Origin of the sequence: uncultured Fluviicola sp. (assembly GCF_902168135.1) — a bacterium.
Classification (GTDB): Bacteria; Bacteroidota; Bacteroidia; order Flavobacteriales_D; family Crocinitomicaceae; genus Fluviicola.
Map to the genome: position 1 here is coordinate 103,397 of NZ_CABHOL010000018.1, position 13,731 is coordinate 117,127.

The window sequence follows — 13,731 nt, forward strand, 5'->3', positions numbered from 1 at the left end:
TTAATCAAATATATGATTATTTTTTAATCTAACAATAGAGCTGTGTATTTTTTATTCAAAAAGAATAATTATTCAAATCAATTGAGCGCAGTACCAAGCCCTCTGATTCTCTTGATATATACGAGAAATAAAGGCTTATCTTCGAATTAACTTTCAGACAAAAAGCTACCCGATTGTTTCCAAAAATATCATCGGACGGGTAAGCGATCAATCTTGTATCGTCGAATTTTGTCACTTTGACATAATCCAGCAATTCTTTAATTGTCTCATAACTCAGAGCGGTTTCTCCCATTGTCTCGTAGAGGTCTTCTATTCTACCCTGCTTGATTTGAATTAAATTCTCCCGGAAAAGTTTGGCAGATTGTTCAAACATTTCCAAATTTCCGGCTATGTACCTATGACGGGTTCCACGATCATAAACATCTATTACTCCATACTTTGTTTTTGTTTGTTTTAGTTTTCGCTGAAAATGCATGAGATCTTCTTGCCAGTTGTCATTTGTAAGAGTATCTTTTAAATGCAGGGAAATGACTGTTCCGAATTGGTAATAAATTGCATCGTAAAATAACAGATCCGATTCCTGTTCATTTACCGACTCATTGAAAAGCTTTTCGTATTTGGCCCTAAACTCCAGCTTTTCGTTCATTTCAAGTGCCTTCTTAATCTTTGCGGGACTTGGGCAAGCCGTTAGCAAGTTCATTGCCAAAACAATTGAAACCGATTTAAAAAGTGATGTTCCCGAAAATTTCATGGTTAGACAGTTAATTGTTCACCCTTTCCTCCGCTGCTGCATATGCTGAAGCAGTTTATGTACTTCGAAGACGATCGGCCTCCCAATTAATTCCGAATAAACCTTCACGAATTTCGCTCCCAGGAAAATAATCTGGGAAGTGTAGTACATCCATGCCAGGAAGATCAATAAAGTTCCCGCAATTCCCATCTGGCTGCCGAAAAAGAAATTAGTCAGGTAAAATTTCAGTCCGATTTGTCCCACATGCAGCAGGCAAGCAGTAAGCAAACCACCGGAAAGAGCAAGCTTCCACTGGACTTTTCCATCGTGCAGGAATTTATAGACCAACGCAAACAAAAGCGTATTGATTCCTACCGAAACCAGCTGACCGACAACTTCCATACCCCATTTCGACTGCATATGAAGTAAGCTGAAAAGCTCACCGCTGACCGATAAGAAAATAGTTTCCGCCGTATAAAGCAATACGATAGAAACACCAAAAACCGCCAGCATGAAAACAGAAATCAGTTTCGTGAGAACCGTGTAAAAGATCTTTATTTTACGGTCATCAATCTTTACATGGATATCATAGAATTCATTAATACTCATACGAAGCGATGAGATTAATGCGGAACTTGAGAACATCAACGCAACGATCCCGATGATATTCAGCACGACACTGCTTTTTTCAAAATGTACATCCGATAAAAAGGCCAAAATACCGGAGCTGTCTTTTAATCCCACCTGCTCTTCAAGTAATACTTTAATCAAACGCAGGATTTCGTCTTGTCCCATGATCTTTCCGAAACTGATAACAGCCAGGTAAATGATCGGGATAATGGCAAAAACCGCATAGTATGCAAGTGCTGCACCGTGAAAAAAAGAATTCTCCTGGAAGAATTCCAGGAACGTCCGTTTGAACAGGTGAAGAACCTCTCTCCAGTTAAGCTTTGGTATTCTTGCTTTTGAGCTCAATGCGTTTTACTTTTTTAAGCGATTTGTCTGCATGTAGTACAATTGTCTGTTTATCAGTAGTCCTGAAAAAAGATTTCCAGTATGCACCAAAGAACACTGCATCTGTAAACTCCACTTCAAAACCACCATTTTTGACAACTTTATACTCACAAGGTCGAAATAATATTTTAGTTTTCCCTGCTTTCAGTTCATTTAATTCTCCGAAATAAGTCCCTTCATCGAAACTGGAAGGATTGAAATAAAAGGCTTTCGGGGTATCTACACGACTGAATTTCCCCTTATTCAAAAAAGCGATCCTTCCGCACCACTGCATCACTTCATCGCCTTCATGGGAAACCAAGATACAAAGCGTATTGCGGATTTCTACCAGTTGTTTGATATATGCACCGATCTTCAGCCTTAAATGCGCGTCCAGATGAGAAAAAGGTTCATCCAGCAGCAATACTTCCGATTCCAAAGCAAGCGCACGTGCAATAGCTAACCGCTGCTGCTCTCCGCCCGACAAATAACGCGCCTGCTGGGTTGCTTGTTCATTCAATTCAACCAAATCCAGTAATTCATCACAAAAACGTTCGCGATCCTTTTCATGCAGATGCAGGATCTTCACACGAATATTTTCCCTTACCGTATGAAAAAGGTCCAGGTTAAAATCCTGGTTGACCAATTGAATCTCAGGATGTCCCGGAATCAAGCGTTCGGACGGACCAGGAACACGCTCACCGTTCCAGTATACATTTCCTTTGGAAGCATCCAAAAGACCTGCTGTAATCTTTAAAAGTGTTGATTTTCCGCCACCGCTCGCTCCCACAATCCCGAAGACTTCACCGGGCTGCAGATCGATAGAGATTCCATTCAGAATCTTCTTCTGTTCGTTGTATGCAAAATGGACCTGCTGTATCGAAAGCATTAATTACGTAATTCCTTTGGAAATGCACTTAATACAATGTAAACTCCGGGAACCGGATTTTCTACCACTTCGTCATCGTTCAGGTAAACCTTCAGTTTTTGATGATCGTGGTCGATAATGTACTCATCCAGGCATTTTTCAGAAAACACGATAGGTGTGGCTCCTTTCTCTCCGTGAAAGATAAATTGGATCACATCCTGGATCTCATAATGAAAAGCCTTCCCTTCCCCAATTTCTCCAGCCAAAACAAAAGGCTGGTCACGAACAATCTCCAGCACATCCGAAGAATCAGTCAAACGGAACTCATCCTCCCATTCGTAGCGGATATTTTCTGGGGAATCTTTTCCTTCATGCTTTTCCTGAGCATATTCTTCCGAAAAAGAATTGTTTTTTAGAAATACTTGAATTGAGTACGACATTTTACTTTTTATGAGATCAGAAACAAAGATACTTAATTATTGAATTGCGAATTACCAATTACGAATTCCAAATTAAATGATAAATTCCTTAACCATCGAACCTGCCCCCCAAACAGTCACTCAATTAGTAATTAGTAATTCTTTAATTGGTAATTTTTAAAACTATCTTTGCACAAAATTTCTTGTTATGTACTCCAGTGTTCAATTACTTCCTCACAAAACGCAATCTATGGAACGCAGACATCCGTGGATTTTTTCGGGCGCTTTGAAAGAGATGCCGAAATCTATAGAAGATGGTGAAGTGGTTGCTGTGTTGGACTCGCGAAACAATGAAATTGCGAAAGGGCATTTCCAGCATGGCTCCATTGCTGTCCGAATCCTCACTTTCAACAAGGAATTGATCGACCAGGATTTTTTCAATAAGCGCATTTCCGATGCTGTGGAACTACGCAAGAAACTGCATTTGTTCAGAGAAGATAACTCCATCTGCAGATTGGTCCACGGCGAAGGAGACGAACTTCCCGGATTGGTTATCGATTATTACGGCGGAGTGGCTGTTATCCAATGCCACAGTTTGGGTATGTACCTTCAGATCGATTTGATCAAGAATGCATTGGTCCATGCTTTGGGAACTGATCTGACAGCCATTTACAACAAATCCAAAGAAACACTTCCGGGAAGAATTCCTGTAGAAGATGGTTATTTGTACGGAACTTGTGAAACTCCGCATATAGCCCTGGAAAACGGTGTGAAATATCAATTAGACTGGATTACCGGCCAAAAAACAGGTTTTTTCATCGATCAGCGTGAAAACCGTGCGTTACTGGCCAAATATGCTGAAGGATGCAAAATTCTGAATACTTTTTGTTACTCGGGCGGATTTAGTTTAGCAGCTTTAAAAGAAGGTGCAAAAGAAGTTCATTCACTGGACAGCTCCAAAAAAGCCATTGAACTGACAGATGCAAATATTGAATTGAACGGCTTTAAAAACCATCAATCCATTGTTGCGGACGCCATGAACTTTATCCGTGAAACCGGGGAAGAATACGACATTATTATCCTGGATCCGCCTGCGTTTGCGAAACACCGGGATAAAAGACACCAGGCAGTACAAGGGTACAAACGTTTGAATGCAATGGCCATTCAGCACATTCGTCCCGGAGGACTGCTTATGACTTACAGTTGTTCGCAGGTAGTTGACAAACAATTATTTACCAATACGATCATTGCCGCAGCTATTGAATCCGGAAGGACTGTTAAGATCCTGGAACAATTGCACCAACCGGCAGATCACCCGATTAATGCATTTCACCCGGAAGGGGAATATTTAAAAGGGCTGCTTTTACAGATCATCTGATGCTGGATATACGCTATAAGAGCATTTTAACAGTTGCTCTTCCAATGATGCTCAGCGGATTCATTCAATCCGTTATTTCCATAACTGACGCTGCTTTCTTAAGCCGTTTCAGTAAATTGGCTTATGATGCATCCGGAAGTGCCGGATTGTGGTATATTACCATGTACATGGTTTTCATCGGGCTTGGTGATGGAGCACAAATTGCTATGGCCCAAAAAGTAGGCGAAAAGAATGAAAGAGGATTTGCTGCAGTTTTCCAGTCAAACTTTGTAATCCTTTTTATCGCAGCTATAATCTTGACGTTGCTGGTCCAGCTTGGCATGCCGGCACTGATGAATTACCTGGTCACAAACAGCGAACTGGCAAAAGCCGAACAATCTTTTTTGGAAATTCGAAGTTATTCATTCTGGGCAGCTACTATTACCATCAGTATTCAGGCTTCTTACCTGGCAGTAGGAAAAACCTCCCTTGTACTGATCACCTCATTGATTGCAGCGCTTTCAAACATTGTGCTGGACTACCTACTGGTATTTGGTGTCGGACCATTTCCCCGTTTAGGGCTGGAAGGTGCGGCAATAGCTTCTACCGGTGCTGAATTTTTAGCAATGCTGTTCCTGCTCGCTACTTTGATCGGAGGAAAACTGAAGAATCAGTATCCTGTCTGGAAAGAGAACTTCATCAGCAAATTGCAAGTGAAGGAAAACCTCAAAATAGGTATCCCCTTATTGTTTCAGGGAATTGTGGCACTTTCCATTTGGACTATTTTCTTTATCTGGATCGAACAAATGGGCGGAGACAATCTGACAGTATCCTTAAACATCCGCTACATCTATTTCCTGGCTTTTATTCCAATTTGGGGATTTGCGGCTGCTACCAAAACATATATCGCACAATATTTCGGAGCGAAAGAATTCGACAAAATCCCTGTCATACAGCGGAGAATCCAACTCCTGACAGTTTGTTTCCTGGTGCTGACATTCCACGGCTCCATCTTTTACCCGGAGACATTGATCCGTTTGGTTTCGGAACACCCGGAACATGTAGCTAAAAGCGCGCAAATCCTCCGCATAGTCAGCGGTTCTATATTCATTTACGGTTTGGGGAGCGTTTATTTCCAAACCATCAGCGGAATCGGGAAAACACGGACAACTTTTTTAGTGGAATGCCTGGCAACCACTTTATACATTCTTTTCGCTTACCTTTTTATTAAAGTCTGGAACTGGCCTGTTCAATGGGTTTGGCTGGTCGAATACGTTTATTTTATCACGATGGGATTCACTTCCTTTATGTACCTGAAATGGATCAATCGAACTACAAATAAAATTGCTTATGAATAATTTACGCATCGTTTTCATGGGTACCCCCCATTTTTCAGTTGGAATCCTGGAAGCTATTCAAGCTGCGGGATTGAATTTAGCAGGAATCGTAACCGTTGCAGACAAACCGGCAGGAAGAGGCCAAATCATGCATGAGAGCCCGGTGAAACAATTTGCCCTTGAACACAAAATTCCGGTCCTTCAACCTGTAAAATTGAAAGATCCCGAATTCCTGGATCAGTTAGCCGCTTTAAATGCAGATGTTTTTGTAGTAGTTGCTTTCCGTATGCTTCCGACTGAAGTTTGGAAAATGCCGAAACTCGGAACATTTAACCTGCATGCATCCCTGCTTCCCGATTACCGCGGAGCTGCTCCGATCAATTGGGCCATTATTAACGGAGACAGCAAAACAGGAGTAAGTACATTCTTCATTGACGAAGCAATTGACACCGGAAATGTGATCGGTCAAACAGAAATGATGATCTCCGAAGACGAAAGCGCCGGAGAACTGCACGACCGGATGATCGAAACAGGCGGAAGTTTAGTTGTAGATACCCTTAACCGCATTGCGGCCAATGAAGTAAATCCTATCCCGCAATCCGAGTTGGGAACAAATATGCGTCCGGCTCCGAAATTGTTCAAGGAGAATACTCAAATAGACTGGAATGCAAATCCTGCAGCGATCCACAACCTGGTGAGAGGATTGAATCCGTATCCGTCAGCCTGGACAACCTGGAAAAACTCAAAAGGAGAACTGAAGAATGTGAAGGTTTTTAAAACGCGGATTACGGAACAAAAAGGAAACGGGTCGATTGGTTTATCATCGACAAAGACCCGGTTATTTGTTGATACCAACCAAAAACAACTCGAAATTTTGGAATTCCAGGTGGAAGGAAAGAAGAAAATGACCTCAAAAGAGTGGTTGGTGGGAAATAATCCATCCGATTGGACCATTCCTTTGAACTAAATTTCATCGTGGAAAAGCCCAAATTCGTCTGAAAACCCCTAAAAACAGGGGTGCTTATCAACAAATGCGTTTATTTATCAACAAAATCGGCGCTTTTTAGTGTTTGGTCTTGGTAGAGAAGCATATTCATATATTTTTGTTGTGTTAATTATTAGAAATCATTCAAAAAAAACCAAACTATGAACAAAGCAGAATTAATTGATGCGATTGCTTCTGAAGCAGGATTGTCTAAAGCTGATGCTAAAAAAGCATTGGATGCATTTGTAGGTGCTACAGCTGGAGCATTGAAAAAAGGAGACCGTATTTCTTTGGTAGGATTCGGATCTTTCTCAGTTTCTAAGCGTGAGGCTAGAACTGGTCGTAACCCACAAACAGGAAAAGAAATCAAAATCGCAGCTAAGAACGTAGTACGTTTCAAAGCTGGTGCTGAGTTATCCGGAGCGGTTAACTAAGAACGATATTCTTTAGAGAAAAGGTCCTCTTCTCGGCTTAGCCGTGAGGGGGATTTTTTTTGCTCGAGAATAAACCACATAGAGCACATAGAAATGAGTTTTAATTTTTGTATGCTTCTTTAATTTTTTTCACAAAAAGTGGTTAAATCCTTATTTACTGCATTTGGGTCACCGATCTATACACTTCAGGAGATAGCCCATTCATTCACTTTCGATCTTAGTCATTTTTAGATACATTGGCTGATAGAAAATACTATTAATGAGAACGCTCAGCAATCCTTCTCTCTACAAAAACGGCCAGATGATGGTGCGTGTCGGTGAAACCGGCAACGTCTTCAATTTGTCGTCCTTAAAGGATTTTGAGCGATCAATGACCTCTCATTGTTTTGCCATTAAGTTTGTGCGAGACGGAATCGAGCGCTATACCATTAACAACCATTCGTATACGGTTCATTCCGGCTCATATCTTTTAATGAACGGCTACAAGGAAGGCCACGTAATTATTGACAGCGAAAAGGATGTAAAGGGCATGTGCCTGAATATTTCAAACGAGCTGATTGCAGATATTGTTTCAACCATTCAGGCTCCCGACACGCCTGTTTCCGACCTGGAGCTATCCAACTTCTTTTACAGTAAAGAATTCCTGGAGAACCAATACCACGCCCCACACACGGAACTGGGACGAAAACTTCAGTACATAAACAACAGTATCAATAACCAGACCTTTACCCATGATCTGGTAAACCAGGAACTATTCTACCAACTGGCTGAGGCATTGGTCAGTGACCAGGTACAGGTTTTCAAGCAGCTTCAATCCATCAAAGCAGTGAGAAACGAAACACAACGTGATTTATGCCGTCGTGTTTTAAGAGGAAAAGAGTTCATTGATTCCAACTATTCGGAATTACTAACCATTGAAAATATCGCACATACAGCCGGAATGTCCGAGTACCACTTCTTCCGCTTATTCAAACAAGTGATAGGCCTTACACCCTATCAATACATACTCTCCGTGAGATTGAAAAATGCAGCCCTTTTACTAAAAGCAGACTATTCGGTTTCCGACACGGCTATTTCAACAGGATTTACAGATATTTATTCCTTTAGTAAAGCATTTAAGAAGCATTACAAAATTCCTCCTACTCATTATTCAACCAGGTTTTAAAACCGTTCAACACGGAATAAACTCTTTTACACAAATTAGTACTAATTTACAAGCAACTTCTCTCGAAATAGGACATCTTTGTAAGACAGTTCTATTTTCAATACCCATGACCAAAACACACTTCAATTCCATTATTCTATTCCTTTCTTTTTTTATACTTCAATCTTTTCAGGACCTATCTGCACAGCAAATTAGTGTTTCAGGAAAAGTCAAGGGAATTGATCCGCAATCACCACCGATCGTAAGATTGTGTCTTGCTTCCGATTCTTCATTGGTAAAAGCCGCAATCAGCGATTCATCGGGGAATTTTGAACTGGAGATTTCAAAAACGGGAACATTTGTCGTCATTATCGACCAAATAGATTACCAGAAATACGTAAGTCCCGGTTTTCAGATAGATTCAACGGTTTCACGCATCGAATTGCCTGAAATTTCAGTGAGTGCACCTGTTACCGCGCTAGACGACGTCGTTATCACCGTTAAAAAACCATTTATAGAACGTAAAATTGACCGCGTTGTTGTAAACCCTGATGCACTTGTCGGAGGTTCCGGAACAACAGTCCTTGACCTCCTGGAAAAAGCCCCAGGGATTACGGTAGATATGAACGGGAATATTTCTTTAAAAGGAAAAGCCGGAGTACAGGTTTTCATAGATAACAAACCTACATATATGTCGCAGGAAGATCTTGCCGGCTATTTGCGCTCATTGCCTTCAAACATGGTTGCTTCCATTGAGATCATGACTAATCCGCCTGCCAGGTACGATGCTTCCGGGAATGCCGGGATCATCAATATCATTTTGAAAAAACTGAAGGAAAAAGGATTTAACGGTGGAATTACCCTGAGCTACGGCCAGGGAAGGTATTACCGCACCAATAACAGCTTCAATTTCAATTACCGTGTCAGCAAGATCAATCTCTTTTCAACTCTGGGCTGGAGCCAAAACAATTCATACCAGGACCTGGATATCAATCGTTATTACTTCACCCCGGATGGTCAGACAAGCTCTTCTTTTTTACAGAATTCTTATATCAAAAGGGAACATGGTGGAAGGTCCGCTAAGATCGGGATGGATTGGTACGCAGGTAAGAAGTCAACAATTGGCGTTGTGTTTTCAGGATTTTACAATCCTTCCAAAACCAGTCACGACAGCCATGCTTCCATTTTAGCGGCAGACAATTCGACTTCAGCTTTGGTTTCCGCCTATACGATGGCTGAAAATAGCTGGTACAACGGAAGTGCGAATGTGAACTACACCCTGAAAATAGACAGTTTGGGAAAAGAACTTGCTGTTAATGCGGATTATATCAGATACACGTCGAACCAGGACCAAACACTGGACAACCAGGTCAGAACTCCGGACGGAACTCCTGTCAGCAACCTGAACTTGTATTCTTCACTGCCTGCTGACATAGCCATCAAAACCGCGAAAGTAGATTATACAAATCCTTTAAAAAGCAATAACAGATTGGAATTCGGGATCAAGACCGCTTTTGTAAACACGGATAACACAGCAGATTTTTACGATGTAGACGCAAATGGTACCCAAACTCCGAATTACACCTTTTCAAACCGTTTCCTCTATAAGGAAAATAACAACGCAGCTTATGCGAATTATGCTCAGGAATGGGGAAAGTTCGGTATGCAGCTGGGGGTGCGTTTTGAAAGCATACAAATGAACGGGAACCAATTGGGAAATGCTTTGGTCAGTGATTCCAGCTTTAAGCGCATGTACAATAGTTTGTTTCCTACGGCTTATTTTTCTTACAGTCCGGACAGCTTGAAATACCACCAGTTCAACATGTCTTTCGGCAGAAGAATTGATTACCCCAACTACCAGGATATGAACCCCTTCACTTACCCGATGGACGCATATACTTACTACGCCGGAAATCCTTATTTAAAACCGACATTTTCATACAATTTCGACATTACATACTCGTATAAAAACGTACTTTCCATAACCCTTGATTACAGCCTCGTTCATAACCTCATTAATGAGACCAACGAACAGGTAAACAACATTTATTACAGCCGCCCCGGAAATTACGGGAACCAAACAACCTATGGAATAAGCGCCAGCGGAGAGTTTAATCTAACCAAATGGTGGAATGTCCAGTACTATTCCGAGTTGAAAAATATCGGTAATAACACGGTGATTTATGATCAGCCATTGGTGGGTAACAGATGGTATTGGTACGTTGGCCCTGCATTCCGCTTTACAATCACCCAAAAATTCTCTGCAGACCTTGCAGGATTCTACCAAACACGTATTTTGTCCGGTCAATTTCTGACAATTCCTGTTGGTTCCATCCGGGTTGGGCTGGCTTACAAAATTCTGAAAGAACAGGGTTCCGTTAAACTGAACCTATCCGATATCCTTTACACGAATCAACCGGGCGGAGACATTCGCAACATTGCAAATTCAAAAGCAAACTGGCTGAGTAAACTGGATACACGGGTTTTAACAGTGAACTTCTCTTACCGCTTCAGCAAAGGAAAAGCATTGAATGCACGTCAGTCAGGAGCTTCCGATTCGGAGAAGCAGCGGGTTAATGCGAATTAATTCTTTTGAAAGAATTAAGATTCCAAGTAGGGGTGAAAAATTTTTCGTCCCTACTTTATTGATCATTTCAAATTAGCAGTTTTCGACAAATAGTTCTGCTACGACCTGCGTAGTTTTATCTCATAATTTTTAAAATCAGTTTATGAGAATATACTACCTGCTTGTTTTTTTAATGCCGCTGCTTATAGCTCCGAATTCAGGAAAAGCTCAAATATCAGCCGGTTTGGATAGCGAGCTGCAGCATACGCTCGATAGTATGAAAACAGTTCTCGGTGCAAAATCGTTGAGTGCAGCCATCCAGGTTTCTGATGGTTCCGTCTGGGCTCATGCTGTCGGAACGTCTTCTGTTTCAGAAGACGTAACCTCCAATGACGCGTATTTAATTGGAAGTGTCGCCAAAACCATCACTTCAGCCTGTATTTTGCAGTTGGCGGATGAGGGCACATTGAATCTGGATGACAGCCTGTACGAATGGCTACCGACAATGCCATACATTGATACAACTATTACGATCCGGCAGTTGTTGAACCACACAAGCGGGCTTTATGACGTATTAAGTCACCCGCACCACCAGGATTCGCTTTTAGCTGACATGTCGCGAATCTGGACACCTGAAGAGCTGATAGACCGGTTTATTTCACCACCGATTTTTCAACCCGGAGCTTCGTGGTCATACTGTAACACCAACTACTTCCTGTTGGGAATGATTATTCAGGAAGCAACCGGAAATCCGTTTTATACAGAACTACGCAACCGATTCTATGACCCTTTGGGATTAAGTACTTTTTTCATCCCTGCTTTTGAAACTGTCACAGCACCGATAGCGCACGCATGGCTGGATATTACCGGAGACGGAATTTTGGACGATGCTCATAATTTCTACATGAGTTATCTTTCATTAAATTCCACAGCAGGAGCTGCAGGTGGCTACTTCTCTACTCCAACCGACTGTACCAAATGGATGCGAAAATACATGCGCGGGGATCTGCTGTCACCTTCCGTGATGGCAGAAGCGAAAACAACCATTACAGTGGGAGGCAATATTCAACAATACGGATTAGGCTTAATGCATAAAACCAGCGGTTTCCTCGGTTATGAAGCCTACGGGCACGGTGGTGACCTGGTTTACCATGCTTCTTCCTGGTATTTTCCGGAATTCGATCAAAGTATCACCGTTTTCACCAACGACAACACTAAAAACTCCTGGACACTGCTGCCTGTGGTACGTGAGCTGCTGCGAACTTATGTAAATAATCAAACAGCTTCACTGGAGGAAAACCAGATCAGCAATATCTCTGTAGGTCCGATACCTTTTACGGATCAAATAACCATTTCCTGGGATAACACCGATTCAGATGCAGTGACTCTGGAACTGGAAGATTCGTTCGGAAGAAAGATAGATCCTACCGTGATTTTGGTACAAAACGAATACCATTTCCAGGCACAAATTAAAGATCTTGAAAGACTTCCTGCCGGAGTTTATTTTGTGAAAATCACCGGAGAAAACGGTCGGACAAACACATTGAAAATATTGAAGTAACTGGTTAGGAAGAAGATTCTATGCGTGTATTACACTTATTTTCAATTGCGCAAAAAAAGAGATTCGGGCCCTTTGCGTCTTCGCTGACCGCATGTCGCCAAAGCTTTAGCGGCGGCACAAGCTTCTGCGCAAGCGTTGGCTTTGTGGCGGACGAACCTGGAAACAACGAATTGAAAAATAACCGGTAAAGCAATTAGAATACCCTTGATTTACGAAGAAAACGCCCTGCTTGAAAAAGTTCAGGGTGTTTTTCTTTGAATCGAATCCAACATAGCAACAAGGCAATATAGCCATATTGGAATGTTATGACATCCCGATATGTTCAAATTGCTAAATCGCATAGTTTCATTGTAAAATCACTAGTTTTGCAGCATGAAAAACGAATTGCTTCACGCATTTTACGAGTTGATCCCTGAAGTAAAAGGTCAGTTATTTGAAGAAATTGCATCCAAACGCACACGTTATCTAACCGTTCTTTTAGAAGAAATTTTCCAGGAACACAACGCCAGTGCGGTACTTAGAAGCTGCGACTGTTTCGGGATACAGGAATTGCATGTCGTTGAAAGCAAAAACCAGTACAAAGTACAGCGTGATATTGCCCGTGGTGCAGGAAGATGGGTCGACCTTTTCAATTATAATGAAGGTCCTACTCCATTGCTGGATGCTGTTTCGAAATTGAAATCACAGGGATATAAGATCGCAGCCCTTACACCGGACGCAGAACTTTCCATTTTCGATTTACCCCTTGATCAGCCGGTTGCTCTTTCCTTCGGAACGGAATGGGAGGGGATTTCAGATGAAATCCGTGAAATTGCCGATTACAAAGTCTCTATCCCAATGGTTGGTTTCACAGAAAGTTTCAATGTCTCCGTTTCAGTGGCACTTACTTTACAGGCTTTGAGACAGCGATTGATCGAATCAGATATCAACTGGAAACTAAATGAAGAAGATCAAACAGATATTAAATTGAAATGGTGTCAGCGCTATATGCGCAATGGAGATGTAGTCAGAAGAGAATTGGAAAAACGGCTTCAAAGTCCTAACAGCTAAAGTGTTCAAAATATTCAATTATTCAAAGAGGCTTCTCAAAACAATTAGTTTGAACCGTTTAAACATTTTTGAACCTTTTAAACTTTTTATATCCTGTAAGTCAAAGAGAAAGTTATATTTGTATGACTTTTCGAACTAAAAACAAATAAACTATTATGGGAAAAGGTGATATCAAGACGGCAAAAGGAAAACGTGTAAACGGATCCTATGGTAATACCCGTAAAAGAAAAAAAGCAACTACAACGGCAAAACCTGCTGCTAAGAAATCTGCGGCAGCTGATAAGGCT

General features: G+C 41.5%; 12 protein-coding genes and 1 pseudogene. 9 read left to right on the forward strand and 4 right to left on the reverse strand.

All coding sequences use genetic code 11. The annotated features are described in order from the left end of the window. Positions 1 to 55 precede the first annotated feature (55 nt). From QZT69_RS07105 to QZT69_RS07120, 4 genes are read right to left on the reverse strand one after another with little or no spacing between them, the layout of a single operon-like run. A complete protein-coding gene (locus QZT69_RS07105; RefSeq protein ID WP_294672300.1) occupies positions 56 to 751 on the reverse strand; it encodes a hypothetical protein in 696 nt (231 codons plus the stop codon). An 18-nt stretch (positions 752 to 769) separates the two neighbouring features. Continuing rightward, positions 770 to 1,705, reverse strand: a complete 936-nt coding sequence (locus QZT69_RS07110) for a YihY/virulence factor BrkB family protein (protein WP_294672303.1) — start codon at positions 1,703 to 1,705, stop codon at positions 770 to 772. Further along, on the reverse strand, positions 1,674 to 2,612 hold the full coding sequence (locus QZT69_RS07115; RefSeq protein ID WP_294672306.1) for an ABC transporter ATP-binding protein: 939 nt from the start codon (positions 2,610 to 2,612) through the stop codon (positions 1,674 to 1,676). Before QZT69_RS07115 ends, QZT69_RS07110 begins: the two co-directional genes overlap by 32 nt. After that, entirely contained in the window at positions 2,612 to 3,031 is a 420-nt protein-coding gene (locus QZT69_RS07120; protein WP_294672309.1) for a hypothetical protein, read from the reverse strand. Before QZT69_RS07120 ends, QZT69_RS07115 begins: the two co-directional genes overlap by 1 nt. 187 nt (positions 3,032 to 3,218) lie before the next feature. Here QZT69_RS07120 and QZT69_RS07125 point away from each other — a divergent pair, with 187 nt between their 5' ends. The 9 genes and pseudogenes from QZT69_RS07125 to QZT69_RS07165 form a co-directional block, all read left to right on the forward strand. After that, positions 3,219 to 4,388, forward strand: a complete 1,170-nt coding sequence (locus tag QZT69_RS07125) for a class I SAM-dependent rRNA methyltransferase (RefSeq protein ID WP_294672312.1) — start codon at positions 3,219 to 3,221, stop codon at positions 4,386 to 4,388. Continuing rightward, entirely contained in the window at positions 4,388 to 5,725 is a 1,338-nt protein-coding gene (locus QZT69_RS07130) for an MATE family efflux transporter (RefSeq protein WP_294672315.1), read from the forward strand. Before QZT69_RS07125 ends, QZT69_RS07130 begins: the two co-directional genes overlap by 1 nt. Beyond that, positions 5,718 to 6,671 (forward strand): methionyl-tRNA formyltransferase, encoded by a 954-nt coding sequence (fmt, locus tag QZT69_RS07135; RefSeq protein WP_294672318.1) that lies wholly within the window; start codon positions 5,718 to 5,720, stop codon positions 6,669 to 6,671. The genes QZT69_RS07130 and fmt overlap by 8 nt, the downstream gene beginning before the upstream one ends. Before the next feature lie 176 nt (positions 6,672 to 6,847). Beyond that, positions 6,848 to 7,123, forward strand: a pseudogene (locus QZT69_RS07140) (HU family DNA-binding protein); the annotation flags it as partial. Positions 7,124 to 7,382: 259 nt separating this feature from the next. After that, positions 7,383 to 8,288, forward strand: a complete 906-nt coding sequence (locus QZT69_RS07145; protein WP_294672321.1) for an AraC family transcriptional regulator — start codon at positions 7,383 to 7,385, stop codon at positions 8,286 to 8,288. Positions 8,289 to 8,394: 106 nt separating this feature from the next. Then, entirely contained in the window at positions 8,395 to 10,854 is a 2,460-nt protein-coding gene (locus tag QZT69_RS07150; protein WP_294672322.1) for an outer membrane beta-barrel family protein, read from the forward strand. Positions 10,855 to 10,996: 142 nt separating this feature from the next. Further along, a complete protein-coding gene (locus tag QZT69_RS07155) occupies positions 10,997 to 12,394 on the forward strand; it encodes a serine hydrolase (RefSeq protein WP_294672323.1) in 1,398 nt (465 codons plus the stop codon). A gap of 372 nt (positions 12,395 to 12,766) precedes the next feature. After that, positions 12,767 to 13,444, forward strand: a complete 678-nt coding sequence (locus QZT69_RS07160) for an RNA methyltransferase (protein WP_294672325.1) — start codon at positions 12,767 to 12,769, stop codon at positions 13,442 to 13,444. Positions 13,445 to 13,599: 155 nt separating this feature from the next. After that, the coding region (locus QZT69_RS07165; RefSeq protein WP_294672331.1) for a 30S ribosomal protein THX at positions 13,600 to 13,731 on the forward strand (132 nt) is incomplete at its 3' end.

Coding starts and splice junctions, on each gene's coding strand:
- QZT69_RS07120 (WP_294672309.1), bottom strand. CDS start 3,031: ATGTCGTACTCAATTCAAGTATTTCTAAAAAACAATTCTTTTTCGGAA.
- fmt (WP_294672318.1), top strand. CDS start 5,718: ATGAATAATTTACGCATCGTTTTCATGGGTACCCCCCATTTTTCAGTT.
- QZT69_RS07115 (WP_294672306.1), bottom strand. CDS start 2,612: ATGCTTTCGATACAGCAGGTCCATTTTGCATACAACGAACAGAAGAAG.
- QZT69_RS07155 (WP_294672323.1), top strand. CDS start 10,997: ATGAGAATATACTACCTGCTTGTTTTTTTAATGCCGCTGCTTATAGCT.
- QZT69_RS07105 (WP_294672300.1), bottom strand. CDS start 751: ATGAAATTTTCGGGAACATCACTTTTTAAATCGGTTTCAATTGTTTTG.
- QZT69_RS07130 (WP_294672315.1), top strand. CDS start 4,388: ATGCTGGATATACGCTATAAGAGCATTTTAACAGTTGCTCTTCCAATG.
- QZT69_RS07160 (WP_294672325.1), top strand. CDS start 12,767: ATGAAAAACGAATTGCTTCACGCATTTTACGAGTTGATCCCTGAAGTA.
- QZT69_RS07145 (WP_294672321.1), top strand. CDS start 7,383: ATGAGAACGCTCAGCAATCCTTCTCTCTACAAAAACGGCCAGATGATG.
- QZT69_RS07125 (WP_294672312.1), top strand. CDS start 3,219: ATGTACTCCAGTGTTCAATTACTTCCTCACAAAACGCAATCTATGGAA.
- QZT69_RS07150 (WP_294672322.1), top strand. CDS start 8,395: ATGACCAAAACACACTTCAATTCCATTATTCTATTCCTTTCTTTTTTT.